Genomic DNA, 25662 nt, shown 5'->3' with positions numbered 1-25662 from the left:
TGGAACGCCCTAGAGCGTGCGACCCGTGTGCGACTCGATCCACGCGCGCGGGTCGACCGGCAGGGTGCCGTCCATGAGGACCTCGAGGTGCAGGTGCGCACCCGTGGAGACGCCCGAGGACCCGACGCTGCCGAGGAACTGGCCGGCGTCGACGCGGTCACCCACGCGCAGCGGCGAGGAGCCCGGGATCATGTGCCCGTAGAGCGTTGACACCTTGCGGCCGTCGACCACGTGGTCGACGATCACGGTCTGGCCGTAGGAGAAGTAGACGCCGGACACGCGGACGGTGCCGGCGGCGACCGAGCCGATCGGGGCGCCCATGCCGGGGTTGAAGTCGAGGCCCTGGTGCAGCGACGAGCACGCGCCACAGGGGGCCGAACGCCAGCCGAAGCCCGAGCTCATCCGCACCGGGCCAGGGAAGGGCGAGCGGACCGCGCCGCCGTCCGTGACCTCGGCGCCGCTGTTCACCGCGCCGGCCGTCACTGCGCCCGTGCCGCTCGGTGCCGCGACGACGACCTGCTTGGCCTCGTTCACCGTGAAGCCGTCGCGGGAGGTCGAGGCGCTGGCGACCGCCTGGGTCACGGCGTAGTCCTGCGTGCGGACGGTCGGCGCGATGGTCGACGTCGCCATCGAGGTGTTGGCGCTGGCGTGCGCGGGCATCGCTGCGGAGGCGAAGAGCACGACGGCGGCGACGGCGCTCACGACGGTGAGGCGGCTGGTGCGCTGCGTGCGGGTGGCGGTGATGGCCGCCGCGGTGCTGCGGGTGCGGGCTGCGGGGGTCGTCGGGGCGATGGCCTTCGGCGTCCTCGGGGTCCTCGCCGCCGTGGGGGCCTTCGCGGGCTTGACTGCCTTCGGTGCCTTCGGTGCCTTCGGTGCCCGCGGTGCCTTCGTCGGCGTGGCCACTCGGGGGTCGCCGCCGGCACGGCTGCTCTCGGGGACTTCGCCGGTGCCGGAGCGGCGTGCTCCTGCGGGACGACCGGCGTGACCGGCCGGGCGGCGGCTGCGCGCTCGGCCTGCAGGGCCGCTCGACGGGTCAGGTGCACCACCGGGGTGTCCGGGTGCTGGTCTGCGTCGCGTGGAGTCGTCATGGCCGTCGACCATTCTGCACGAAGCTGTCCAGTTGTACAGCCCCCCATCGGCGTCAGGACGCGTCAGGAGTGCGGTGCCGGTGCAGGTCCCCGGCGTGGTGACGCCGTTCCAACCACCCCGAGACCCACCCGGCCGGGACCAGCAGGAAGAGCCAGTACGGCCCACCGGCGGGCACGAAGACGGCCCCGATGAGGGCGACCACGAGCGAGATGAACGTCACGGCGCCGTCGATCGGGTGGAGCAGCGCGCGACCGTCCTCGCGGAGGAGCTCCGGGTCGCGCCACACCGCCCACTGCATCACCGTCATGCTCAGGCTGGTCACGGCGATCGTGCCGATGTACAGCGCGTTGACGCCGACGTCGTGGGTCGTCTGCGCGATGAGGTTCGATGCGAACGGCAGGAAGGCGATGCTGGCGAGCCAGACGAAGTTCACCCGCAGCACCAGGGTGGAGTACGAGCGCGTGGCCTCGAACAGGCGGTGGTGCGAGAGCCACAGGCGCGAGATGACGATGAAGCTCACGAAGAACGCGACGACGGTGCCCACGTGCTCGGCCAGCAGGTCGCCGAGGGACTCGTGCTGGATCTCGTCCGCGACGTCGACGAGCGGCAGGAGCAGCAGCGTGATGGCGATCGCGACGGTGGCGTCCGAGAAGTTGACGAGGCGGTCGAGCCCTCGGTCGGTCCGCAGCGTCGGCGTCATGGCGTCAACCTAGCGGCACGCAGGCGCTCCGCACCGGTCGTCGGTACTGTCCAGGGCACTCAAGCGGAAGGACCCCTCATGGCCCGAACGCCTCGGGAACGCCACGACCCCGTCGACCTGCAACACGCCGAGGTCGTCCTCGCCGGCACGCAGGAGCTCCTGCCCGTGCTCCGCGCCGCGGCCGTCCGCGCCGGCGTGGACGCCACGCGCATGCGGGTGGTGGGCGTCGACGACCTGCCGGACCCGACCGACCACGCCGAGGCCGAACTGGCGGTCATCGCCATCCGCCGTCCCGGGGACGACCCGGCCTTCCACCGCGCGCAGGACGCCGCCGAGAAGATCGACCCGCTGATGGCCCCGAACGCGGTGCGCATCGTGGTGACGGTGTCCGGTGCGACGCGGCTCGCGCCGAAGCTCGAGCGGACGCTGACCACCGAGGTGCTGCACCAGATGGGGGCCGCGGCTGCACCGTTCGGGTTCCGGCGACCCTTCCGGAACCTGCGGAAGCGCCTCGGGCTCGCGGCGCTGCAGACCGCCGGTGTCCGGGTCTTCCGGATCACGATCGGGCACTGACGCCTCAGGCGGCCGGACCGCCCCGCAGTTCGAGCGCGATCTGCTCCGCGTCGAGGTTCCTGAGCACGGACTCCAGCACCTCGGCGTCGAACGTGCCGTCGTCGCGGGCGTCGAGCAGTGCCGCACGTTGGCTCTCGAGGACCCGGAGGCGCCGGACCTTCTCCTGGCCGAGCCACGCGCGGAGTTCGGCGGGGTCAGCGGCTTCGAGCTCCTCCCGCGTGCGCTGTGTCGACGGAGTGGGGTCGTCCGCCTGCGTGGACTCCGCCGCGGCACGCATCACCACGAGGAGCCGACCGCGTTCCTCGACGTCGGCCCGCGCCCGGTCGGCGGCCGGTGGGCTGATCCGTCGCAGCAGCGGACCGATCGTCCCGCCCTGGAGCAGCAGGGAGAACCCCGCGACGGCGAAGGCGACGAACACGAGCAACGACCGCTCCGGGGTGTCCTGCGGCAGCGTCTGGGCCGCGGCGACCGTCACCGCGCCGCGCATCCCCGCCCACACCACCGTGGTGCCCTCACGCCAGCCGAGTGGGGCCGCGCGGAAGTACTGGATGTCCGCGAGCATCTGTCGGACCCGGCCGCCGAACCGCTCGAGGTCCCGTTCGGAGGGCGTGCGGTTCCCGAGCCGGTGCTCCTGCAGGGCGGCGCTCGCGGTCTCGCGGTCGGCGTTCCGGTAGTCCTGCAGCCGGTCCTGCATCCGGGCCTGGCGTTCGGCGCTCCGCGTCAGGCCGAACAGCAGCGGGACGACGTACGCGGCCCGCACCAGGACCGTGAGCACGAGGGCGCCGAGGGCGATGAGGAGCGCCGGCCCGACGCCGGCGTGGTCGTGCTGCACGTCGCCGATGATCGACGCCAGCTCGAGTCCCATCACCAGGAAGACCGCGCCCTCGAGCACGAACTCGACCGTTCCCCAGTTCTGCGCGTCCGACAGGCGGTGGTTCGGCGGCAGCACGCGCGGCGCCCGGATGCCGGTGACCAGTCCGGCGACGACGGCGGCGACGAGGCCCGAGGCGTGCAGGTGCTCCGCGGGGATCGAGGCGACGAACGGCACCGCGAACGACAGTGCCGTGTTGACGGTGGGGTTCGCGACGCGGGCACGGACGACGAGGTTGAGCCACCCGACGACCAGGCCGATCGCGACGGCGACCGCCACCGCGAAGGCGAAGTCCCCGACGGCGCCCCAGAACGAGAAGGTGGCGCCCGCGGCGACGATCGCCGTCCGGAGCAGCACCAGCGCCGTGGCGTCGTTGAGGAGCGATTCGCCGTCCAGGATCGCGACCACCCGCCGGGACACCGAGGTCTGCTTCACGATGGACGTCGCGACCGCGTCGGTCGGGCTGACGATGGCGCCGAGGGCGATGCCCCACGCCAGGCCGAGGTCCGGCACCACCCAGGCGAAGAACAGCCCGAGCACCAGGGAACTCGCGACGACGAGCACCACCGACAGGCCGCTGATCGCGCCGAACTCCCGCCGGAAGTTCATCGTCGGCATCGAGACGGCGGACGAGTACAGCAGCGGGGGCAGCACCCCGGCGAGGATCCACTCCGGGTCGACCTCGACGGTCGGGATCCACGGCACCAGGCTCGCGACGATGCCGACGGTCACCAGGACCAGGGGCGCGGCCACGCCGATCCGGGGTCCGAACACGGCGGCGCCCGCGATGACGAGCAGGGCGACGATGCCGGCCACGAGGAGTTCTGTCACGTGCCCAGGGTGGCATCGATCGGCCTCCACAGGTCGGCGTCTCGGAGGCCTCCTCCACAGCCCATGTATCTTGATGTCGAGATACTGCTCACCGCGAGTAGCGTGGAGCCACCGACGCGCGAACAAGGGAGTACCCGCCAGCATGGCCAAGATCATCTACACCCTCACGGACGAGGCGCCGTTCCTCGCCACCCACTCCTTCCTCCCCGTCATCAAGGCGTTCGCCGGCACCGCCGGCGTGGACGTCGAGACGCGGGACATCTCCCTCTCCGGCCGGATCATCGCGCTGTTCCCCGAGCGGCTCAGTGCTGAGCAGCGGATGGACGACGCCCTCGCCGAGCTGGGCGACCTCGCCAAGACGCCAGAGGCCAACATCATCAAGCTGCCGAACATCTCGGCGTCGATCCCCCAGCTCAAGGTTGCTATCACCGAGCTGCAGTCCCAGGGCTACGACCTGCCCGACTACCCGGACGAGCCCAGCACCGACGCTGAGCGCGACGTCCGCGCCAAGTACGACACCGTCAAGGGCAGCGCCGTCAACCCGGTCCTGCGCGAAGGCAACTCCGACCGACGCGCACCCCTGTCGGTGAAGAACTACGCCCGCAAGCACCCGCACCGCATGGGTGCGTGGAACGCCCACTCGAAGACGAACGTCGTGACGATGGGGGTCGACGACTTCCGCGCCAACGAGAAGACGTGGGTCGCGCCCGCCGACGACACCCTGACGATCACCTTCGTCGGGTCGGACGGCACCGAGCAGGTCCTCAAGCAGTCGATCCCCGTGCTCTCCGGCGAGGTCATCGACGGCACCGTCCTGCACGTCGGGCCGCTCGAGCAGTTCCTCCGCGCGCAGATCCAGCGCGCCGCGGACGAGGGCATCCTGTTCTCGGTGCACCTCAAGGCCACGATGATGAAGATCTCGGACCCGATCATCTTCGGCCACGTCATCCGTGCCTTCTTCCCGGACGTCTTCGACCGCTACGGCGCCGACCTCGCCGCCGCCGGGCTCACCCCGAACGACGGCCTCAACTCGATCCTCACCGGGCTCGACGCCCTGCCGAACGGCGCGGAGATCAAGCAGGCCTTCACGGACGGCATCGCCGCCGGCCCCGAGCTCGCGATGGTCGACTCGGACAAGGGCATCACGAACCTGCACGTCCCGAGCGACGTCATCGTGGACGCCTCGATGCCCGCGATGATCCGTACCTCCGGCCACATGTGGGGCCCGGACGGCGACGAGCACGACACCCTCGCCGTGATCCCGGACTCCAGCTACGCGGGCATCTACCAGACCGTGATCGAGGACTGCCGGGCCAACGGTGCCTTCGACCCGTCCACCATGGGCTCGGTGCCGAACGTCGGCCTCATGGCGCAGAAGGCCGAGGAGTACGGCTCCCACGACAAGACCTTCGAGGTCCCCGGTGACGGCACGGTCCGCGTGACGAACGCCGCCGGTGACGTCGTCATCGAGCACCAGGTCGCCCAGGGCGACATCTGGCGTGCGTGCCAGACCAAGGACGTCGCCATCCGCGACTGGGTCAAGCTCGCCGTCACGCGTGCCCGCGCCTCGGAGACCCCGGCCGTGTTCTGGCTCGACGACAGCCGCTCGCACGACGCCGCCCTCATCGAGCTCGTGCACCGCTACCTCGGCGAGCACGACACCGACGGCCTCGACATCCGGGTGCTCTCCCCCGTCGACGCCATGCGCCTCTCGCTCGAGCGCATCCGCCGTGGCGAGGACACCATCTCCGTCACCGGCAACGTGCTCCGCGACTACCTCACCGACCTGTTCCCGATCATGGAGCTCGGCACCTCGGCCAAGATGCTCTCGGTCGTGCCGCTGCTGGGCGGCGGCGGGCTGTTCGAGACGGGTGCCGGTGGTTCCGCCCCGAAGCACGTCCAGCAGCTCGTGCAGCAGAACTACCTGCGCTGGGACAGCCTCGGGGAGTTCCTGGCGCTCGCCGTCAGCCTCGAACACCTCGCCGGCGTCACGGGCAACCAGCGCGCGAAGATCCTCGGCGCGACCCTCGACCGTGCCACCGGGACCTTCCTCGAGCAGGACAAGTCCCCGGGCCGCAAGCTCGGCTCGATCGACAATCGCGGCAGCCACTTCTTCCTGGCGAAGTACTGGGCCGAGGAACTCGCCGCGCAGACCGAGGACACCGAGCTGGCGGCGGCGTTCGCGGAGATCGCCCGGCAGCTCGACGCCCAGGAGCAGACCATCGTCGACGAGCTCGTCGCGGTGCAGGGCTCCCCGGCCGACATCGGCGGCTACTACCACCCGGACGACGCCAAGACGAGCGCGATCATGCGTCCGTCCACGACGCTGAACGCGGTGCTCGCCGCGCTCTAGACGCGACCAGGCCCACCGACAGGAGGCCCGGTGCCAGCTGGCACCGGGCCTCCTGTCCGTCTGCCCACCCGTCCGGCACCGGAGCCCGCCGAGTGGTCACCAATCGTCGTCCCGGGGACTCCTGAGCGACGTCCCCTGGCCGCTCGGCAGACGTGAGCGGGGTGTTGCGACCGGTCGCGGCGGCGCGGGCGCGGTCGGGTTGGGCGCGGGCGCGGGTCAGCGGGACGGGACCGGCGGGCCGATCGTCAGCAGCACCACGAAGACGAGGGCCACCAGGACCACCCCGACCAGCGCGGCCACGAACGGGTGCGCGACCACCAGGAAGAGCAGGCGGTCGAGCGGCCCGGGGCGCCGAGCCTCGGACGCCGACCGACGCCACGGCCCGTCGAGCATGCCGCGGCGGGCGACACCGACCTCGAACGGCAGCGTCGTGTACGGCACGATCGCGCTGGCCCACCCGAGCAGCGTCGCGCCGATCGACCACCGCTGGTTCACCGCGACGACCGTAGTCACGACGAGGTAGGCGAGGAACACGAAGCCGTGCACGCTCCCGCCGATGCGCACCGGCAGGTCACCCAGCCCGGCACCGTACTTCAGCACCATGCCCACGAGGAGCATCGTCCAGGTCACGAGTTCGGCGACCGCGAGGACACGGAACAGGGAGCGAGGCGTCATGCCTCCATCGTCCCGGACGGGTCTTGGGAACCACCGCTGAGATCGCACTCGGTGTCGGCTCCCGGAGACCGGAGGCGACACGAAGTGCGATCTCAGCGAGCACCGCGAGCACCGCGAGCGGGCCGCGCGAGAAACGACCCCCCGCGCGTCGGATCGGAACGATTCGACCCGGCCTCGGGTAGCGTCGTCGGCATGTCGATGACGACCAACACGACCACGGACGCAGCACGCACGCTCCGCGTCGGGGTGGTGGGTCTCGGGTTCGCCGGGACCACGCACCTCGATGCCTACACGGCACTCCCGGGGGTCGAGGTGGTGGCGCTCGCGGGGCAGGAGACCGCGCGGCTGGCCGAACTCGCCGAGACCCGGCACGTGCCGAACACGTACGAGGACTGGCAGGACCTCGTCGCGCGGGACGACCTCGACGTCGTGTCGATCGGCGTCCCGAACGCCCTGCACCACCCGATCGCGGTCGCGGCGCTCGAGTCCGGCAAGCACGTCTTCTGCGAGAAGCCCCTCGCGACGACCGGCGACCAGGCGCAGGAGATGGTCGACGCCGCGCTGCGGAACGACCGCGTGCTCGAGGTGGCCTACAACCACCGGCGTCGTGCGGACGTGCAGTTCCTCGCGGCCCACCTGCACAACGACGGCGGCGAGAACCCGCTGGGCGACGTCTACCACGCCAGGGCCAGCTGGCTCCGGCGTGCGGGCATCCCCGGCATCCGCAGCTGGTTCGCGAACAAGGAGACGGCCGGTGGCGGTCCGCTCATCGACCTCGGCTCCCACGTGCTGGACATCGCGCTGCACCTGATGGGCGAGCCCCGGGTGGTGACGGCGAGCGCGGTCACGTACAACGAGCTCGGCCGCGCCGGCCGTGGTGGCAGCGAGCACACGCCGGTGTCCGCCACGACCGACCGCCCCTTCGACGTCGAGGACTTCGCCAGCGCACTGCTCCGCTTCGACACCGGCGCGAGTCTGCTGCTGCAGGCGAGCTGGGCGTCGTACTCGAAGGACGCCGAGGACATCGAGGTGGAGCTCCTCGGGTCGACCGGTGGCGCGCGACTGTTCGTCCGCGACTACGCGACCGAGGGCACGGTGACGCTGTACTCCGACGAGCAGGGCGTCCCGACGGTCACCCGCCCCGCCGTGCAGGTGCCGTCCGGGCACCACCAGCGGGTCATCGAGGAGTTCATCGCGACCATCCGCAGCGGCCTGCACGACGGCCACCACGGGGAGTTCGCACTGCACCGGAGCCGTGTCGTCGACGCGATCTACGCGTCAGCGGCTGCCGGACACGAGATGGAGGTACCGGCATGACGAACATCGTCGTCTGGAACGAGAACGTGCACGAGAGCCGCGGCGACGCCACCGTCCTCGGCCACTACCCCGACGGCATCCACACCGTCGTCGCGGACGCCCTGCGCGCCCACCACCCCGAGGCCGACGTCTCGACGGCCACGCTGCAGGAGCCCGAGCACGGCCTGAGCGCAGAGCGTCTGGCGTCGACGGACGTCCTGTTCTGGTGGGGCCACGTCGCCCACGACCAGGTCGCGGACGAGGTCGTCGACCGCGTCGTGCGGGCCGTGCACGCCGGCATGGGCCTCGTGGTGCTGCACTCCGGGCACTACTCCAAGCCGTTCACCCGCCTGATGGGCACGACCTGCTCCCTGAAGTGGCGCAACGACGGGGAGCGCGAGCTCGTCTGGACGACCGCGCCCGAGCACCCGATCGCCGAGGGCGTGCCGCACCCGATCGTCATCGACCGCCAGGAGATGTACGGCGAGTACTTCGACATCCCCCGCCCGGACGAGGAGGTCTTCCTGTCGACCTTCGCCGGTGGCGAGGTGTTCCGCTCGGGCGTCGCCTACCGCCGCGGCCGCGGGCGCGTGTTCTACTTCTCGCCCGGCGACCAGGAGTACCCCGTGTACCACCACCCGGACATCCAGCGGGTCCTGGCGAACGCGGCGGGCTGGGCGACCCCGACCACGGAACGCCGCGACCTGACCGCCGACCCCCACCCGCGGGACTGGTTCCTGAGCGGCGGTGCGGGTAGACAGGACGGGTGACCACCACCACGGATCAGGGCGCCGACCACCGGGACGCCGTCGTCGAGTCCCTCGCGGTCCTCGGCAGCGGCCCGGAGGAGCGGTTCGACCGCATCACCCGCATGACCCAGCAGGCCTTCGGCGTGCCGTTGAGCTTCCTCAACCTGGTCCACCACGACCTGGTGACGGCGCAGTCCACGCAGGGCTGGGAGCAGGGCGGCAGCGTGCCCGCGAGCATGGTCTTCTGCTCGACGACGGTGATGCAGGGCGAGCCGGTGGTCGTGCCGGACGCGACCCTCGACCCGCGCTTCAGCTCCCTGCCCGCGGTCACGGGTGAGCCGGGCATCCGCTTCTACGCCGGTGCGCCGCTGACCATGCCCGACGGCACCCCGGTCGGCACACTCTGCATCATGGACCCGCGGCCGCGGGAGCTGTCCGCCGAGGACCTCGCGCTGCTGCAGGACCTGGCCAGGTGGGCCGAGCGCGAGCTGGGGCAGGCCATCGACCTCGACCGGGTCCGCAAGACCCTCGACGGCCTCGTCCCCGAACCCGTGTCCGTGCCCGGCTACGACCTCGACGTCGTCACCGCCCGCAACGAGGACGGCGGCGACGTCGCCGACTGGCGCGTCGCCGACGACGGCGCACTCCACCTGACGATCGGGGCCGTCTCCGCCGTCGGTCGTGCCGCCGGCCTGCTGGCCGCGAACGTCCGTGGGGCGCTCGTCGCGCGCGCTGACCGGTCGATCAGGGACGGGGGCCCCGGTCTGGAGGCGCAGATCGCCGCCGACCTGGACGCTGCGGGGGCCGTCGTCTCGCTCTTCCACGCGCGGCTCGACCCGACGTCGGGGCGCGTCGAGCACGTGGACGCCGGGCACGGTCTCGCCGTGCACCTGCACGCCGACGGCGGTCACGACGTGCTGCGGTCCCTCGACCTGCCGCTCGGCCTGCATGCGCCGACGGAGCGACGCGCGACGGGCACCCTGCTGCTCGGCCCGGGCGACCGGCTCGTGGTGTTCTCCGAGGGGCTGTTCGGCCTGACGGGGATGCCGGACGTCGACGCCGTGGTGGCCCTGGCGGCGACGGAGCCGGACGGAGCGGCCTTCGGCGACCGTGTCCGCGCGCTGCTGTCGACGGCCGGCGCGGACGTCACCGTCGCGGTCCTCACCCGCCGCTGACACCAGCCGGCGTCGGCGCGACGGGGACGAGCACGCGTCAGCGCGACGACGACCGGGTGGGACGGGTCAGCGCGACGACGACCGGGTGGGACGGGTCAGCGCGACGACGAGCAGCGTCGCCAGCAGCCCGAACCCGCACAGCTCGATGCCGAGTCCGGCGAGCCGCCAGTACGCGCTGCCCACGTGCTGCGGCTGCGTGAGGGCGTCGGGCCACCACGGGTCGATGAGCGGGAAGGTCCCGGGGAACGGGTCGAGCGCCAGCACGACGAGCCCACCGAGGAGCATCACCACCCCGAGCGCCGCCATCGCCCCGAGGCTGCCGCGGAGCATGCGCACGACGAGCGCAGCGGCGATGCCGACGAGCCCGGCGACCGCGACGAGGAACGCCACCACGAACACGCCCTGCGGCACGAGCGAGAACCAGTTGAGGACGGCGGTCGGCACGAGCAGCCACCGCCCCGTCCGGGCCCAGCGCGCGGGGTTCCGCCATCCGTCCATGCCCGGAACCGTAGGGCACGCGTCCTGACGGTTCCCCGGAACGAGTCCGACAGGTGTCGCCGTACGGGCGTCCCGGTGGCCCTCGGTACGCTGGGTGCATGGCGCAGGACGGCCGGTCACGGCAGCAGCGGGCCGGGGACACCCGGGCCGCGATCGTCGCCGGTGCCGCCCTCGAGTTCGACCACCGCGGCTACGTCGGCACCTCGATGGACGCCGTCGCCGAACGGGCCGGCGTCACCAAGGGCGCGCTGTACTTCCACTTCACGTCGAAGGCCGACCTGGCCGGGGCCGTCATCGCCGAGCAGCACGCGATCTCCCGTCGGTACGGCGAGGCCGCGTTCGCGAAGGCCTCGTCGCCCCTCGAGACGCTGATGTGGATGTCCCAGGGCCTCGCGACGCAGATGGTGTCGGAGGTCATGGTGAGCGCGGGCATCCGGCTCTCGACCGAGGCCGCCACCACCGACGTCGCCCGTGCGGCGCCGTACACCGACTGGATGTCCGTCACGGCGGACCTGGTGCGCGCGGGCATCGCCGACGGGCAGGTGCAGGACACCTGGGACCCGGAGCTGCTCGGGCGCGTGGTCATCCCCGCGTACACGGGCGTGCAGACGGTCTCGGACGTGCTCGCCGGCCGCCGCGACCTGTTCGAGCGGCTCCGCGAGCTCTGGACGGTGCTGCTCGCGGCCATCGTCACCGACCGCGTCCGCCCGGAGATCCCCCGGCTCGTCGGGATCATCGCACCGACCGTGGCCCCCTGAGACCACGACCGGCCGTTGCGGTACGTGGGTCCCCCCAGGGACACCCACGTCGTCCGACACTGTGAAGCTACCAAGAGTCCGATCCGCGCTGAACTCCCCCGTTCGCGGGGAAACGACGCCCGCTAGCCTGTCGCGATGCCCACCCCCGCCGCCGAGGTCGACGTCGACGTGCCGCTCGTCCGGGCCCTGCTGGCCGACCAGCACCCGGACCTGGCCGACCGCCGGTTGCGCATCGTCGCGAACGGCTGGGACAACGTGGTCGCCCGGCTCGGCGACGACCTGGCGGTCCGACTCCCCCGGCGGACGGCCGCCGCACGGCTCATCGAGCACGAGCAGCGGTGGCTGCCGGAGATCGCCCGCCGCGTCGCGCCCGTCGTCCCGGTGCCGGCGCCGATCCGCCTGGGCCGCCCAGCGCTCGGCTACCCGTGGTCGTGGAGCGTCGTCCGCTGGCTGCCCGGCGAGGTGGTCGGCGAGCGGGCAGCCGGACCCGGTGTGGCCGCAGCGCTCGCCGCCTTCGTCGGGCTGCTCCACGTGCCCGCGCCGTCGGACGCTCCGGTGAACCCGTTCCGCGCGGTCCCGCTCGCCACCCGGAGCGACGCGGTGCTCGAGCGGCTGGCGACCGCGGACGTGCCCCGTGCCCGCGAACTGGCTGCGCTCTGGCGGACCGCAGCGGCGGCGCCGACGCACACCGGGCCTCCCGTCTGGGTGCACGGCGACCTGCACCCGTTCAACGTGCTCGTGGAGCGCGCTGCTGGCGGCGACCGCCTGTCGGCGGTCGTCGACTTCGGGGACGTGACCGCCGGGGACCCCGCCGTCGACCTGGCCACGGCCTGGCTGAGCTTCGACCGGGAGGGCCGGCGCACGTTCCGCGCACAGGTGGCGGCCGACGACGCGACCTGGACCAGGGCACGGGGCTGGGCCGTGTCCATCGCCTCGGCCCTGTGGACCAGTGACGACCGCGCGTTCCGGACCGTCGGACGCCGCGGGATCGACGCGACCCTCGACGACTGAGCAGAACGGCGTTATCGTCGCTCCACACCATCCGTGCACGTGAAGAATCGGAGGGGCCTGATGACCCTCGAGTTCCGCGTCCAGCACGACGTCGACACCGACGCCGCTCCCTCCTCGTCCGCGCCCGCCCGCCCCGGGCTGCGCGGCCTCCTCGACCGCATCGCCATCCGCCGGGCCGCCGCCAGGGCCCGCCGCGACGCCACCGAGATCGCCGAGCTGGCCGACCTCGGGCGGCTGCTCTCCGACGCCCGCGCCGTCGTCGAGCACGGCTGGATCCAGCACGCGTGGTTCGCGTACGTTGACCCGACCGGGCGCACGCGCACGGCCTCCAGCGCGGCGGCGATGGACGTCGTCGGCCGGCCGCTCGTCGGCGCCTGCCTGGTCGGTGCCGTCGTCTCCGCAGCGGGCGGGCCGCACGCGGTGCACGCCCAGCCGGTGCAACGCGCGCTCGACGTCGTGTGGCACGCCCTCGCGTCCGCCGAGGGGACCCCGGTGCTCTGGTGCCCGGCGCCGGACGTCCGGATGGGCCGGGTCCGCGACCTGACCAGCTGGAACGACCAGCCGACGCGGAGCGCCACCGACGTCGCATCGCTGCTGCTCACGGCCGAACGGGTCGCCGTGGCCGAGTCGGAGCGCGTCCGGGCACGAGCGGTGGCACGATCGACCGCATGACCGACTCCCCCGCGAGCACCCCGGCCGTCGACGACTCCGGCGTTCCTGCCGTGCGGCGTGCGCCGGCGTCCCCGACCCTGGCGGCGGTCGGAGGGTCGCGTCTCAGTGACGAGGGCCGCGCGCCCGTGACGGACCAGGCCCAGGTGAAGGCGACGCTGCACCGCTACCTGCAGAAGCACCGGGCAGCGCTGGTCGGCAAGCTCGACGGGCTCGCGGAACGGCAGGCCCGGTGGCCGGTCACGCCGACCGGCACGAACGTGCTCGGGGTCGTCAAGCACGTGGCCTCGGTGCAGCTGCTGTACTTCGGGTCCGTGTTCGACCGGCCCTTCCCCGATCCGCCGGCCTGGGTCACGGCCGAGGACGGCACCGACATGTACGCCAGCCTCGACGAGACGACCGCCGACGTCATCGCGTTCCACGACGCCAGCGCCGCACACGCCGACGCCACCATCGAGGCGCTCGACCTCGACGCCCGCGGCGTGGTGCCGTGGTGGCCCGAGGACGTCCGCGAGGTCACGCTGCACCGCATCCTCGTGCACATGGCGTACGAGACCGCCCGGCACGCTGGCCACGCCGACATCGTGCGCGAGATGCTCGACGGCCTGGCCGGGGACGGCGACGGCAACCTGGCGGACAGGACGGCCGACGAGTGGCGCGACTGGCGCGACCACCTCGCCGACATCGCGGAACGAGCCGGCCTGCGCACCTCCGGGCTGTAGCCGACTTGGGACGTCGGTGCATCTGACGTATGAGTACTGATATGTTCCGAGTGCGGGGGGAAGTGCCTCTCGTGAAGGGACATCGATGAAGAAGATGCTCGTGACGACAGTCGGGGCCGCACTGCTGCTGGCGCTGGTGACACCCAGCGCCGCACATGCAGAAAGCGGCGGAGGGGCGAATGCCGATCGCGCTGCGTCGGCTCGGACCGTCGCGCACGTGGGCGGCGGGTACTGGGAGTACGGAACCGCCAACGGGTTCGTGCAGTCGTTCTACAGCCACGGCTCGAAGACCCACAAGGCCACGGCCTGTGACGGAGCCAACCGCTGCACCTACACCGGGTGGAAGGCCAAGGGCGTGTACGCCAGTGCCATCCGCGACAAGACCGCAACGGGGAACACGGCGTACTGGGGCGTGAAGTAGGACGGAACGGCTGTCCACCCGGGGTTCGCGTCGTCCGTGGCCCCCGGGTGTCTGCCTCACGGACATGCACAAGAACTTCCCCCGCCTGCTCGTCATCAGCACACTCCTCCTGAGTGCCTTGCTCTCCGTGAGCGTCGCGTTCGTCGCGTGCGTCGACCGTGACCGGGAGACCTTCCCGACGGCACGTAGTGCGATCGTCGTCCTGGACGTCCCGGAACACGCCGACCTGTGGCGGATGGTGCAGACCTCGGCCGATGCAACGCACTCGAACACCTACCGGGTGCAACTCGACCCTGATTCCGCTGGCGGCCGCCTGGTCCGAGCGGCGGTCGGGAACCGAGAGTCGTTCGACTCGGTGTTCCGCCAGGGGCGGCATCGAGCCTTCGCCGATGGTCAGACGTCGACGCTGGTCAGGTCGTCGTCGACTGAGCGCGGGCTCTACTTCAGCACCATGTCCCGCGTCCAAGCGGAGGACCTCGTGCGGAGCATGCGAGAAGCCGGCGTCGAAGTCCGCCTCGACAGTGCCGGCTGGGACGTGAGCCTCGCCTTCACCGCAACGCGTCCGGGTCTCGTGATCGGCTTGGTCTCCACGCTCTTCGCCCTCCTGCTCCTCGGTCAGACCAGTGGGGCTCCTGGTCGCGCGACACGTGGCACTCAGGGAGGTCGTCGGTCGGCGTGCCCTCGCCAGGGACCTCTGCGGCGTCCTGGCCACCGCCGGCGGCGTCGCGGTCGTCGTCGGGGTGATGGTCGCCACCGTCTCCGCGACGCCCCTGGTCGGCGGGCAGGTGATGCCCTTCCTCGTGATCAGCGAGACGTTGTTCCTCATCTGCGCCGTGGTGTTCGCCTCCGGGATCATGACCGGGTCAGCCGTACGCGCGGCCGACCGGATGCGCGCGGCCTTCAGTGGATGGCGTCCGTGGCAGAAGGCTGGCCTGGTGCGATGGGCGGCGCAGGTCGCGGCGGTCGCGAGTGTTGCCTTCGCCTCCGTCCCGATCGTCTCCACTGTCGATCTGCTCGACGAGTACGCGCGGAGTTCGCCGCTCGTTGCCCGTTGTGCCGCGTGTGTCCCCCCGTTGCTCTCGGGGACCCTGCGCCCCGAGGACATCGATGCTGCAGCGCCGCGTTTCACCGCGATGGTGAACGAACTCGATGCAGCGGACGGCCTCCTCCTTGCTCGACATCCGTCGGACCCGGTGCCAGTGAGCTACGCACCGGAGACCGGGAACTCCGTCATCGTGAACTCCGCGTTCCTCCAGCGATTCGGCTCGACTGGGATGCCTGCCGGCGTCGACGACACCCGAGATCACCCTGGGGCGTGGTCGATCTTCGTGCCAGAAGGGGCTGCGCCTTCGACCGGTCCCCTGGTCGACGAGTGGAAGGCCTGGTTCGCGTTCCAGCGCGAGGTCGACCCGGACCTCGTCGAGGCCGATGCGCCGACCGTGCGGACGTACGAACCACAGGAGGTCTTCGACCTCGGAGGCGAGACGAGTGCGACGCCGCTGTTCGCCGCGGCACCGGTCGTCGTGGTCGTCGATGCTCGCGCACGTCTCCTCAGCGGTGACTTCTACACTGCGGCGGCGTCCTCCGGACAGCTCCTCATCGACACGCCTGATCCGCGCGCGGCGGTCGAGCGCTTCGGTCTCTCTGCGGTGGTCGGGTCGTTCGTGCCGCTCGTCGACGTCCTCGCGTCGGACAGGGCGGTCGTGGTGACATCGCTGCTCGTGAACGTGGCTGCTGGCCTCCTCGCCGTGATCGGGCTCATCACCGCGGTGACACTCAGGATCTGCGCTCATCGCTGGCGCAGCGCTGACCGCCTGCGGCAGTCGATGGTCCTCGGTGCGTCCTTCCTGTCCGCGCACCGGTCCTTCATCATCCCGGAAGCCGCTGCCGTCATCGCTGTCGTCGGTCTGACCGGGGTGGGCAGCCGACTCATGATCACCGACCCGTCGGGGGCGGAGGTGATCGCAGCACTCGTCGCGGTCACCGTCGGAGTGCTCGCCATCATCATCGCGGTCCGGCCGCACAACGAGAACGGGCGCAGACATGGCCAGTAGCGGGATGATCACCGTGACAGGGCTCGACCTGACCTACGACGATCGTCGGGTGCTCCATGGGGTCGACCTCACCGTCGGTCCTTCACAGATGATCGCCGTCACCGGCCCGAGTGGTGCAGGGAAGTCGACGCTCCTCCGCGTGCTGGGGGGCATCGAACCGCCGACGGCCGGGCTGGTCGAAGTCGGAGGTCTCGATGTGGGGGGCATGTCGCCTCGTGAGCGCCGGCGATACCGTCGCAACCTGGTGGGCTTCGTCTTCCAGGACGGAGGACTCGACGAAGCTCGGACTGTCCGAGAGAACCTGACGGTGGCTGCGCGTGCGATGCCAGCGACGCCGTCGGGCCGACCAGCGCCGCTCCGAGACGCCTGTCATGCCCTCGGCGTCGACTGCTGGTTCGACACGCCGGTCCACCGGCTCAGCGGTGGTGAGAAGCAACGAGTAGCGCTCGCCCAACTCCTCGTTCGCCGACCGCCCCTCGTCCTCGCTGACGAACCGACCGCCGCGCTCGACCGGGACAACGCCGAACTCGTGGTCCTGTTGCTCCGCGGTCTCTGCGACCAAGGGGCGACGGTCATCACGGCGACTCACGATGACCGTCTCGTCCTGGCGTCGGACGACGAGTTCCGGATCCCAATCGATCGGAACGCAGGAGTCTGAACCGCATCGACGCGGTCATGGTCAGTAGCTGACCGTCGTGCAGGATCGTTACCGTTCTCCCAGGGTGACGGGCGTGCGCCCGCTCTGACCTGGGGTTCCCTGCTGCATGGTTGCGCAGGTTCGCGGCGGAAACCGGTTCCACGGTTGTACAGGTCGCGGACGCCTTGGCTACGTTTGGCCGGGTTCGCGCCCCGATCCGTGGGTCGACATGCCGACCGGGAAGGGACCGACTCCGTGTTCCAGTACGTCGTGGAGCGGTGGGACCAGATCTGGTTCGCCTCGTGGCAGCACTTCTCACTGGTCGTCCAGTGCGTGGTGCTCGCCACCGTCATCGCCGTGGTGCTCGCAGCACTCGTCTACCGCATCCCCCGCCTCCGGTCGGCGGCGAACGAGCTGTCGACCATCGGGCTGACCCTGCCGTCGTTCGCCGTGATCGGGCTGCTGCTCGTGCCGCTCGGGTTCGGCGTCGTGCCGTCCGTCGTCACCGTCACGTTCTTCGCCGCCCTGCCGATCCTCCGCAACGCGGTCGTCGGGCTCTCCGAGATCTCCCCCGCCGTCGTCGAGTCGGCGCGCGGCATCGGGATGAGCCGCTTCCGCACGCTGGTGCAGGTCGAGCTCCCCATGGCGTGGCCGATCATCCTGACCGGCGTCCGGGTCTCCGCCCAGATGGTGATGGGTGTCGCCGCAGTGGCCGCCTACGCCCTCGGCCCGGGACTCGGCGGCTTCATCTTCTCCGGACTGTCGCGTCTCGGCGGCGCCAACTCCCTCAACTCCGTCGTGGTGGGTGTGGTCGGCGTCGTCCTCCTCGCCCTCGTCCTCGACCTCCTGCTCCTCGGCCTCGGCCGCCTGACCACCTCGCGAGGTATCCGTGTCCACTGAGAACGCCACCCTCACCGCCCCCGACGGAGACGTCACCGGCCGCAGCATCCTGCTCGACACCGTCACCAAGCGGTACCCGGGCCAGGACAAGCCGGCCGTCGACGGCATCACGCTCGAGATCCCCGCGGGCAAGATCGTCATGCTCGTCGGCCCGTCCGGCTGCGGCAAGACCACCACGCTGAAGATGATCAACCGGCTCATCGAGCCCACCGAGGGCCGCATCGTGGTCGGCGACGACGACGTGACCTCGATCGACGGCGACGAGCTGCGCCGCCGCATGGGCTACGTGATCCAGGCCGGTGGGCTCTTCCCGCACATGACGGTCGCCGCGAACATCGCGATCGTGCCGAAGATGCTCGGCTGGTCCAAGGCGAAGATCGCCGCCCGCGTCGACGAGCTCCTCGAGCTGGTGTCCCTCGACCCCGACACCTACCGCGACCGCTACCCCCGTGAGCTCTCCGGTGGCCAGCAGCAGCGCGTCGGTGTCGCCCGGGCGCTCGCCGCCGACCCGCCCGTGCTGCTCATGGACGAGCCCTTCGGTGCCGTCGACCCGATCACCCGTGCGCGGCTGCAGGACGAGCTCATCCGGATCCAGGAGGAGCTGCACAAGACGATCGTCATCGTCACGCACGACTTCGACGAGGCCGTGAAGCTCGGCGACTGGATCGTGATCTTCTCCGAGGGCGCGCACATCGTGCAGTACGACAGCCCGGAGCGCATCCTCGCCGAGCCCGCGAACGAGTTCGTCGAGAACTTCATCGGCTCGGGCGCCGGCCTCAAGCAGCTCACGCTGAACCGGGTCCGCGACGTCGAGGTCGTCGACGCCGTGACCTGCTCCCCCGGCGAAGAGGCCAAGGCCGTCCTGCAGCGGATGCGCGAGGCCGGTGGCCATGGGCACGCCGTCGTCGTCGACCGCCGGCAGCGCCCGATCGGGTGGCCGTCCCGCCGTCAGCTCGAGCGCCTGGACCGCATCCCCGACGGCGTCGACCCGAACCTGCCCGTCGTCGGCGAGGCCGCGACGCTCAACGACGCGCTCGACACCATGCTCGTGTCCAGCGCCGGTGCCGCCCTCGTCACCGCCGGCCGTGACGCCTTCCGCGGTGTGATCACCGTCGAGACGGTCATGGAGGCGATCACCCGCTCCCGCGCCGCCGCGGCCGAGGAGCAGGCGTACACGCCGGTCGGGACGAACACGAACCCGATCGAGACCCTGCCGAAGTCCCCGGTGCAGGCCTCGTCCACCGGAGGCACCGATGACTGACGTCGTCGTGGACCCCGCCACCACGAAGTCCGGTGGCCACGCGTCGTCCTGGAAGGCCCTGGTCATCCAGCCCGTCGCGATCCTCGTCGTGCTCGCTGCGTTCGCCGTCTGGCTGAACACGGCCGACCTCACCGCCACCGAGCGCAGCACGCTGAACCCGGCCGACCTGCTCGCGCTGACGTGGCAGCACCTGATGCTGACCGTCGTGTCGACGGCGATCGTGCTCGTCATCGGCATCCCGCTCGGCATCGTCCTGACGCGCGGTCCGCTCCGCCGGGCCAGCGGCGCGATCCTCGCCGTCGCGAACTTCGGCCAGGCAGCACCCGCGGTCGGACTCGTGGTGCTGCTGGCGTTCTGGCTCGGCTTCTCGTTCTGGGCGGCCGTCATCGCGCTGGTCCTCTACGCGATCCTGCCCGTGCTCCGGAACACCATCATCGGCATCGAGAGCGTCGACCAGCGCACCGTCGAGGCCGGTCGTGGCATGGGCATGAGCGCGTTCTCCGTCCTGCTCAAGGTCGAGCTGCCGCTGGCCGTGCCCGTGATGCTCGCGGGCATCCGCACCGCCCTGGTGCTCCTCGTCGGGTCCGCCGCCCTGGCGACCTTCATCGGCGCCGGTGGCCTCGGGCTGCTCATCACCACGGGCGTGAACCTGTTCCTGCCCAAGGTGCTGGTCGCCGGTGCGCTCCTCATCGCGCTCCTGGCCCTGTCCATCGACTGGCTCGGCCGCATCGTCGAGACGTACGCCCGACCGAAGGGACTCCGATGACCCGCACGAAGCGCACCCGTCGCGTCGCCGCGACCCTCGTCGCCGGTGCCGCTGCCCTGGCCCTGACCGGCTGCGGTCTGCAGCCGGCGACCTCGTTCGTCCCCGCGGCCGAGCCCGGCACCATCAAGCGGATCGCCGACCTGCCCGAGGACGCCCACATCACCGTCACGGCGAAGAACTTCACCGAGCAGCTCGTGCTCGGCAAGATCGCCGTGCTCGCCGCGAAGGCCGCCGGGTTCGACGTCACGGACGAGACGAACGTCCCGGGCAGCGTCGCCGTGCGGCAGCTGATGACCGGGCACGACGCCGACATGACGTACGAGTACACCGGCACCGCGTGGCTGACCTACATGGGCCACAAGCAGGGCATCCCGGACAAGCAGGAGCAGTACCAGGCGGTCAAGGAGGAGGACGCCGGCAACGGTCTCACCTGGCTGCCGCCGGCGCCGATGAACAACACGTACGCGTTCGCGGTGCGCAAGGAGGCGGTGAAGGACCTCGGCGGCATCACCACGCTCTCGCAGATCGCCGAGCTGCCCGCGGAGGACCGCACGTTCTGCGTCGAGTCCGAGTTCAACTCCCGCGCCGACGGGTTCAAGCCGATGCTGGCGAAGTACGGCATGCAGCTCGGTGGGTCCGGCGACGGCGCGATCCCGAAGCGCAACGTCGACATCCTCGACACCGGCACCGTGTACACGGCGACCGACCGCGGGACGTGCAACTTCGGCGAGGTCTTCACCACCGACGGCCGCATCAAGTCGCTCGGCCTGCAGGTGCTCGAGGACGACGAGGGCTTCTTCCCGGCGTACAACGTCGCGCCGGTGCTCAGCAGCGCGACGCTGGAGCGGTACCCACAGCTCGAGGGCGTCTACGACCAGATCTCCCCGAAGCTGACCGACGCGGTGCTGCAGGAGCTGAACCGGCAGGTCGACGTCGAGGGCCGCGAGCCGGTCGACGCCGCCTACGACTGGATGGTCAAGGAAGGCTTCATCACGAAGTAGCCGGACGCCCCCGGTTACGCTGTCCCCGTGTCAGAACCACGCCGGAGTCCGGGCAGCCAAGCTTCACTGCGTGAAGCCAACCGGGGACGGGTGGTCGAGGCCGTCAAGCGCCACGGGGGACTGACCCAGGTCGAGCTGGCCGGTGCGACGGGGCTCTCGCCGGCCACCGTGTCGAACATCGTCAAGGAGCTCGTCGCGACCGGGGCCCTGCACGCCACCCCGAGCACGTCGAGCGGACGCCGGGCCCTCCGGGTGACGCTGCCGCACGGCCTCGGGCTCGTCGCCGGGGTGCACGTCGCGCCGCGGCACCTCCGCGTGGCCCTGTCCGACCTCAACGGCGCCGTGCTGGCCGAGCGGCACATGCCCCTGGCCCGTGACCACCGCGCCGACGCCGAGCTGGACAAGGCCGCCCTGCTCGTGATGGACATGGCCGAGTCGGTGGACTCGTCCATGGCCGAGGTCCTGTCGGTCGGGCTCGCCGTGGCCGCACCGATCGACAAGCGCACGGGGATGACCGCGCGCGGCGGGATCCTCCGCGGGTGGGACGGCATCGCGATCGGGACGTCCCTCGGCGAGCGGATCGGCAAGCCCGTGCAGCTCGACAACGCCGCCACGCTGTCGGCCCTCGCCGAGCACCGCAGCGGCGCCGGTCGCGGCCGGAGCACCGTCGTCACGCTCGACGTCGGCAACGGCATCGGCGCCGGCCTGGTGCTCGACGGCCGGCTGTTCCGCGGGCACCACGGCGTCGCGGGCGAGTTCGGGCACACGCCCGTGGTGCCGCACGGGCCGATCTGCCGCTGCGGGAACCGCGGGTGCCTGGAGGCGGTGGCCGGAGCCCCCGCGGTGCTCGAGTCCGTCCGTGACGAGGTGGGCACGCTCAAGCTGACCGACCTGATCCTCCGGGCGATGTCCGGCGACCCGACGTGCATCCGGGCGGTGGCGGACGCCGGTCGGGCGATCGGCACGGCGGCGGTCGGGCTCTGCAACGTGCTGGACCCCGAGCGGGTCGTCGTCACGGGGGAGTTCGCCCGTGCCGGGGAGCTGCTGCTCGGACCGATGCGGCACGCGCTCGAGTCGATGCTCATCATCGACGCGGACGGCACCCCGGACGTCGTGCAGGGGCAGCTCGGCGAGAAGGCGGCCGTGACCGGGGCCCTCGCCGTGGCGATCGAGGCGGTGGACGTCACCCGAGCCCGGTGACGCCCTGACCGCGCGGTCTGCCCAAGCCCGATGACGAGGCGGTCTAGATAACGATTTCGTCACGGGCCGCACCCCTTGCGTTCAACTCTTGCAGCCAAGAACGCCCGCTGGCACACTCAGGGCACCGCCAACGTGGGCGGTCCACCTGTCGGAGGACGTTTCAATGAAGAAATCCACCACACGCGCCATGCTCGGCGTCGGCGCGCTCCTGATCGCGATCACCACCCTGGCGGGCTGCTCGAACGGTGCCGGTGCCGGGACGGGGTCCGGCAGTGGCGGCGGCGACGCCTCGAAGGCCAAGATCGGCCTGCTCCTGCCCGACTCGGTCACCGCCCGCTACGCCAGCGCCGACCGTCCGCTGTTCACCGCCGAGATCAAGAAGCAGTGCAGCGGCTGCTCGGTCGTCTACGCCAACGCCGACGGTGACGCGTCGAAGCAGCTCCAGCAGGCCCAGTCGATGCTCACGCAGGGCGTCAAGGTCCTGGTCCTCGACCCGTTCGACGGCGAGGCGGCAGCGTCCATCGTCCAGCAGGCCAAGGCGAAGAAGGTCCCGGTCATCTCCTACGACCGGCTCATCGACAGCCCGGACCTGAGCTACTACATCTCGTTCGACAACGAGAAGGTCGGACAGCTCCAGGGGCAGGCCCTCGTCGACGCCCTCAAGGCGAAGAAGGTGCCGGCCGGCTCGGGGATCATCATGGTCAACGGCTCGCCGACCGACAACAACGCGTCGCAGTTCAAGAAGGGCGCGCACTCGGTCATCGACAAGAGCGACTACAAGGTGCTCGCCGAGTACGACACCCCCGGTTGGGACCCCGCCAAGGCGCAGGACTGGGCCTCCGGGCAGATCAGCAAGCTCGGTGCCGACAAGATCACCGGCGTCTACGCGGCGAACGACGACACCGGCGGCGGTGTGATCGCGGCGCTCAAGTCGAGCGGCGTGAAGACGCTGCCCCCGGTCACCGGTCAGGACGCGTCACTCGCGGGCATCCAGCGGATCCTCGCGGGGGAGCAGTACATGACCGTCTACAAGGCGTTCAAGCCCGAGGCCTCGCAGGCCGCGGACCTGGCGATCCAGTTCGCCAAGGGCGAGTCGCCGAAGGGTGACTCGACCGTGAAGACCGCCAAGGGCGACAGCGTGCCCTCGACCCTGCTCGACCCGGTGGCCGTCACGACGGACAACGTGCAGGACACGGTGATCAAGGACGGTCTGTACACGACGAAGCAGGTCTGCACGTCGCAGTACGCCGCCGCCTGCTCCACCGCCGGCATCAACTAGTCCGAACAACCGCCCGCCCGGTCCCACACGGACCGGGCGGGCCCCACCGATCGAGGACGACCCCGTGAGCAACGAGTCCCCAGCAGCACACCCCACCTCCGAGCCGGTGATGTCCCTCCGTGGGATCACGAAGCGGTTCGGTGCCGTCCAGGCCCTCAGCGACATCGACTTCGACGTGCACGCGGGCGAGGTGATCGCCATCGTCGGCGACAACGGCGCCGGCAAGTCCACGTTCGTGAAGATCCTCGCCGGGGTCTACACGCCCGACGGCGGCACGATCACCTTCAACGGCGAGGAGGTCACCGTGCCGAACCCGGCGGCCGCCCAGTCGCTCGGCATCGCCACCGTGTTCCAGGACCTGGCGCTCGCTGACAACCTCGACGTCGTGTCGAACCTGTTCCTCGGCCGCGAGATCAGCCACCCCTTCCTCGACGAGGAGGAGATGGAACGTCGCTCGTGGGAGCTCCTGCAGCAGCTCGCCGCGCGGATCCCGTCCGTGCGCATCCCGATCGCCTCGCTCTCCGGTGGCCAGCGCCAGACGGTCGCCATCGCCCGGTCGCTCATCGGCAACCCGCAGGTGGTCGTCCTCGACGAGCCGACCGCCGCACTCGGGGTCGCCCAGACCGCCGAGGTGCTCAACCTCGTCGAACGGCTCCGCGAGCGCGGCCTCGGCGTCGTGCTCATCAGCCACAACCTCGCGGACGTGCAGGCCGTCGCCGACCGGGTCGCGGTGCTCCGCCTCGGCCGGAACAACGGCACGTTCCGCATCGACGACGTCTCCTACGAGGAGATCATCGCGGCCATCACCGGAGCGACCGACAACGCCGTCACCCGTCGCGCCGCCGCCAGGACCGAGCAGGAGACCACCGCATGAGCAAGGCCGACGAGACCCTCACCGCCGCGACGCCCACCCCGTCAGCGGCCGACCTGCAGGACGAGCGGCTGCTCCGTGACCAGGGGATCGGCGGGGCCGCGAAGGCCTTCGTCCGCCGGGTCCGCGGCGGTGACATCGGCTCGCTGCCCGTGGTCGTCGGCCTCGTGGTGATCTGGGCGGTGTTCCAGGCCCTGTCGCCGGACTTCCTGTCGCCCGGCAACCTGGTCAACCTCGCGCTGCAGTGCGCCGCGGTCGGCACCATCGCGATCGGCATCGTGCTGGTCCTGCTCCTCGGCGAGATCGACCTCTCCGTCGGCAGCGTCAGCGGGCTCTCGGCCGCGATCCTCGGCCAGGGCCTGACGACGCTCGGCTGGCCGCTGTGGCTCGTGCTCGTCGTCGCGCTCGCCGTCGGTGCCGCCGCCGGCTTGCTCTACGGCCTGCTCTTCACGCGGTTCGGCGTCCCGAGCTTCGTGATCACGCTCGCCGGGCTGCTCGGCTTCCTCGGCCTGCAGCTGCTCATCCTCGGCCCCAACGGCTCGATCAACCTGCCGTACTCGTCGCCGATCGTGCAGTTCGCCTCGGCGTCGTACCTGCCCCCGTGGCTCGCGTACCTGCTCGCCGCGGTCGCGGCCGGTGGCCTGTTCGTCACCGAGGTCCGTCGCGCCGGTCGTCGACGCCGTGCCGGCCTGTCCACGGGCGCGATGTCCCTGACGATCGCCAAGTCGCTCGCGCTGTTCATCGGCCTCGGCGTCATGGTCTGGTACCTGTCCCGCGACTTCGGCACGGGCACCTCGTTCGTGTTCTTCATCGTGCTCGTCGTGCTGATGAACTTCGTCCTGAAGCGCACCCGCTGGGGTCGCTCGGTCTTCGCGGTCGGCGGCAACGTCGAGGCAGCACGACGCTCGGGCATCCGGGTGAACCGGATCTACATCTCGGTCTTCGTGCTCACCTCGCTGTTCGCCACCATCGGCGGGATCCTGGCCGCAGCGCGCCTCAACTCCGCGAGCCTGTCCTCGGGTGCCGGCGACACGAACCTCAACGCGATCGCCGCTGCGGTCATCGGCGGCACGAGCCTGTTCGGCGGTCGCGGCAGCGCCTGGTCGGCCCTGCTCGGCATCATCGTCATCCAGTCGATCTCGAACGGCCTGACGCTGCTCAGCCTCGACTCGTCGATCCGCTACATGATCACCGGTGCTGTCCTGCTGCTCGCGGTCATCATCGACTCGCTCTCACGACGCAGCCGCGCCAGCCACGGCGCCGCCTGATCGGCACCCGACAGACGGGAGGCTCCCCACCGGA

Annotated in this window: 25 protein-coding genes; 20 read left to right on the top strand and 5 right to left on the bottom strand. The window is 71.2% G+C overall.

Features of this window, described 5'->3' with window-relative positions:
- Positions 1-9: 9 nt before the first annotated feature.
- Positions 10-903 (bottom strand): M23 family metallopeptidase, encoded by an 894-nt coding sequence (locus OVA28_RS03515; RefSeq protein WP_268095771.1) that lies wholly within the window; start codon positions 901-903, stop codon positions 10-12.
- A 238-nt stretch (positions 904-1141) separates the two neighbouring features.
- Complete coding sequence (locus OVA28_RS03510) at positions 1142-1789, bottom strand: TMEM175 family protein (protein ID WP_268095770.1); 648 nt, start codon at positions 1787-1789, stop codon at positions 1142-1144.
- A gap of 78 nt (positions 1790-1867) precedes the next feature.
- On the opposite strand from OVA28_RS03510, the gene OVA28_RS03505 reads away from it, so the two are divergent.
- Entirely contained in the window at positions 1868-2362 is a 495-nt protein-coding gene (locus OVA28_RS03505; protein WP_194659496.1) for a hypothetical protein, read from the top strand.
- Between the two features lie 4 nt (positions 2363-2366).
- On the opposite strand, the gene OVA28_RS03500 is transcribed toward OVA28_RS03505, so the two are convergent.
- A complete protein-coding gene (locus tag OVA28_RS03500; protein ID WP_268095769.1) occupies positions 2367-4064 on the bottom strand; it encodes a cation:proton antiporter in 1698 nt (565 codons plus the stop codon).
- A 142-nt stretch (positions 4065-4206) separates the two neighbouring features.
- On the opposite strand from OVA28_RS03500, the gene OVA28_RS03495 reads away from it, so the two are divergent.
- Positions 4207-6417 carry an NADP-dependent isocitrate dehydrogenase gene (locus OVA28_RS03495; protein ID WP_194659494.1) on the top strand — a complete coding sequence of 737 codons (2211 nt, stop codon included), beginning with the start codon at positions 4207-4209 and terminating at the stop codon, positions 6415-6417.
- Positions 6418-6633: 216 nt separating this feature from the next.
- On the opposite strand, the gene OVA28_RS03490 is transcribed toward OVA28_RS03495, so the two are convergent.
- On the bottom strand, positions 6634-7092 hold the full coding sequence (locus OVA28_RS03490; protein WP_268095768.1) for a DUF3817 domain-containing protein: 459 nt from the start codon (positions 7090-7092) through the stop codon (positions 6634-6636).
- 192 nt (positions 7093-7284) lie between these two features.
- On the opposite strand from OVA28_RS03490, the gene OVA28_RS03485 reads away from it, so the two are divergent.
- From OVA28_RS03485 to OVA28_RS03475, 3 genes are read left to right on the top strand one after another with little or no spacing between them, the layout of a single operon-like run.
- Positions 7285-8409, top strand: a complete 1125-nt coding sequence (locus tag OVA28_RS03485) for a Gfo/Idh/MocA family protein (protein ID WP_228504429.1) — start codon at positions 7285-7287, stop codon at positions 8407-8409.
- Positions 8406-9158 carry a ThuA domain-containing protein gene (locus OVA28_RS03480; RefSeq protein WP_194659492.1) on the top strand — a complete coding sequence of 251 codons (753 nt, stop codon included), beginning with the start codon at positions 8406-8408 and terminating at the stop codon, positions 9156-9158. Before OVA28_RS03485 ends, OVA28_RS03480 begins: the two co-directional genes overlap by 4 nt.
- Positions 9155-10312 (top strand): PP2C family protein-serine/threonine phosphatase, encoded by a 1158-nt coding sequence (locus tag OVA28_RS03475; protein ID WP_268095767.1) that lies wholly within the window; start codon positions 9155-9157, stop codon positions 10310-10312. The genes OVA28_RS03480 and OVA28_RS03475 overlap by 4 nt, the downstream gene beginning before the upstream one ends.
- A 66-nt stretch (positions 10313-10378) precedes the next feature.
- Here the strand turns inward: OVA28_RS03475 and OVA28_RS03470 are convergent, their stop codons facing one another.
- Positions 10379-10810 carry a hypothetical protein gene (locus tag OVA28_RS03470; RefSeq protein WP_268095766.1) on the bottom strand — a complete coding sequence of 144 codons (432 nt, stop codon included), beginning with the start codon at positions 10808-10810 and terminating at the stop codon, positions 10379-10381.
- A 98-nt stretch (positions 10811-10908) separates the two neighbouring features.
- Here OVA28_RS03470 and OVA28_RS03465 point away from each other — a divergent pair, with 98 nt between their 5' ends.
- The 15 genes from OVA28_RS03465 to OVA28_RS03395 all read left to right on the top strand — a co-directional run bounded on the left by OVA28_RS03465 (position 10909) and on the right by OVA28_RS03395 (position 25628).
- Complete coding sequence (locus OVA28_RS03465) at positions 10909-11568, top strand: ScbR family autoregulator-binding transcription factor (RefSeq protein ID WP_268095765.1); 660 nt, start codon at positions 10909-10911, stop codon at positions 11566-11568.
- Between the two features lie 135 nt (positions 11569-11703).
- Positions 11704-12579 (top strand): aminoglycoside phosphotransferase family protein, encoded by an 876-nt coding sequence (locus OVA28_RS03460; RefSeq protein WP_268095764.1) that lies wholly within the window; start codon positions 11704-11706, stop codon positions 12577-12579.
- Between the two features lie 60 nt (positions 12580-12639).
- Complete coding sequence (locus OVA28_RS03455) at positions 12640-13251, top strand: DUF6197 family protein (protein WP_268095763.1); 612 nt, start codon at positions 12640-12642, stop codon at positions 13249-13251.
- Entirely contained in the window at positions 13248-13970 is a 723-nt protein-coding gene (locus tag OVA28_RS03450) for a DinB family protein (protein WP_194659486.1), read from the top strand. The genes OVA28_RS03455 and OVA28_RS03450 overlap by 4 nt, the downstream gene beginning before the upstream one ends.
- 85 nt (positions 13971-14055) lie before the next feature.
- The gene (locus OVA28_RS03445) at positions 14056-14391 is read left to right on the top strand and encodes a lactococcin 972 family bacteriocin (protein WP_194659485.1); all 336 of its coding nucleotides are present in this window, start codon (positions 14056-14058) and stop codon (positions 14389-14391) included.
- Between the two features lie 647 nt (positions 14392-15038).
- Complete coding sequence (locus tag OVA28_RS03440; RefSeq protein WP_268095761.1) at positions 15039-16445, top strand: hypothetical protein; 1407 nt, start codon at positions 15039-15041, stop codon at positions 16443-16445.
- Positions 16435-17103 (top strand): ABC transporter ATP-binding protein, encoded by a 669-nt coding sequence (locus tag OVA28_RS03435; RefSeq protein WP_268095760.1) that lies wholly within the window; start codon positions 16435-16437, stop codon positions 17101-17103. Before OVA28_RS03440 ends, OVA28_RS03435 begins: the two co-directional genes overlap by 11 nt.
- 234 nt (positions 17104-17337) lie before the next feature.
- On the top strand, positions 17338-17982 hold the full coding sequence (locus tag OVA28_RS03430) for an ABC transporter permease (protein WP_268095759.1): 645 nt from the start codon (positions 17338-17340) through the stop codon (positions 17980-17982).
- Positions 17972-19243: an ABC transporter ATP-binding protein gene (locus OVA28_RS03425; RefSeq protein ID WP_268095758.1), complete on the top strand. Its 1272-nt coding sequence runs from the start codon at positions 17972-17974 to the stop codon at positions 19241-19243. The genes OVA28_RS03430 and OVA28_RS03425 overlap by 11 nt, the downstream gene beginning before the upstream one ends.
- Positions 19236-20009, top strand: a complete 774-nt coding sequence (locus OVA28_RS03420) for an ABC transporter permease (protein WP_268095757.1) — start codon at positions 19236-19238, stop codon at positions 20007-20009. Before OVA28_RS03425 ends, OVA28_RS03420 begins: the two co-directional genes overlap by 8 nt.
- Positions 20006-21010 (top strand): glycine betaine ABC transporter substrate-binding protein, encoded by a 1005-nt coding sequence (locus OVA28_RS03415; RefSeq protein WP_194659478.1) that lies wholly within the window; start codon positions 20006-20008, stop codon positions 21008-21010. Before OVA28_RS03420 ends, OVA28_RS03415 begins: the two co-directional genes overlap by 4 nt.
- 27 nt (positions 21011-21037) lie before the next feature.
- A complete protein-coding gene (locus tag OVA28_RS03410) occupies positions 21038-22210 on the top strand; it encodes an ROK family transcriptional regulator (RefSeq protein WP_194659477.1) in 1173 nt (390 codons plus the stop codon).
- Positions 22211-22373: 163 nt separating this feature from the next.
- On the top strand, positions 22374-23489 hold the full coding sequence (locus OVA28_RS03405) for a sugar ABC transporter substrate-binding protein (RefSeq protein WP_194659475.1): 1116 nt from the start codon (positions 22374-22376) through the stop codon (positions 23487-23489).
- Between the two features lie 109 nt (positions 23490-23598).
- Positions 23599-24363, top strand: a complete 765-nt coding sequence (locus OVA28_RS03400; protein ID WP_194660142.1) for an ATP-binding cassette domain-containing protein — start codon at positions 23599-23601, stop codon at positions 24361-24363.
- Complete coding sequence (locus tag OVA28_RS03395; protein WP_194626624.1) at positions 24360-25628, top strand: sugar ABC transporter permease; 1269 nt, start codon at positions 24360-24362, stop codon at positions 25626-25628. Before OVA28_RS03400 ends, OVA28_RS03395 begins: the two co-directional genes overlap by 4 nt.
- Positions 25629-25662 lie beyond the last annotated feature (34 nt).

The sequence above is a fragment of the Curtobacterium sp. SL109 genome (genome assembly GCF_026672405.1).
In the GTDB taxonomy this organism is placed as follows: domain Bacteria; phylum Actinomycetota; class Actinomycetes; order Actinomycetales; family Microbacteriaceae; genus Curtobacterium.
Note: the sequence above shows the minus strand (reverse complement) of the source record. Positions and strands in the feature narration are given on the sequence as shown.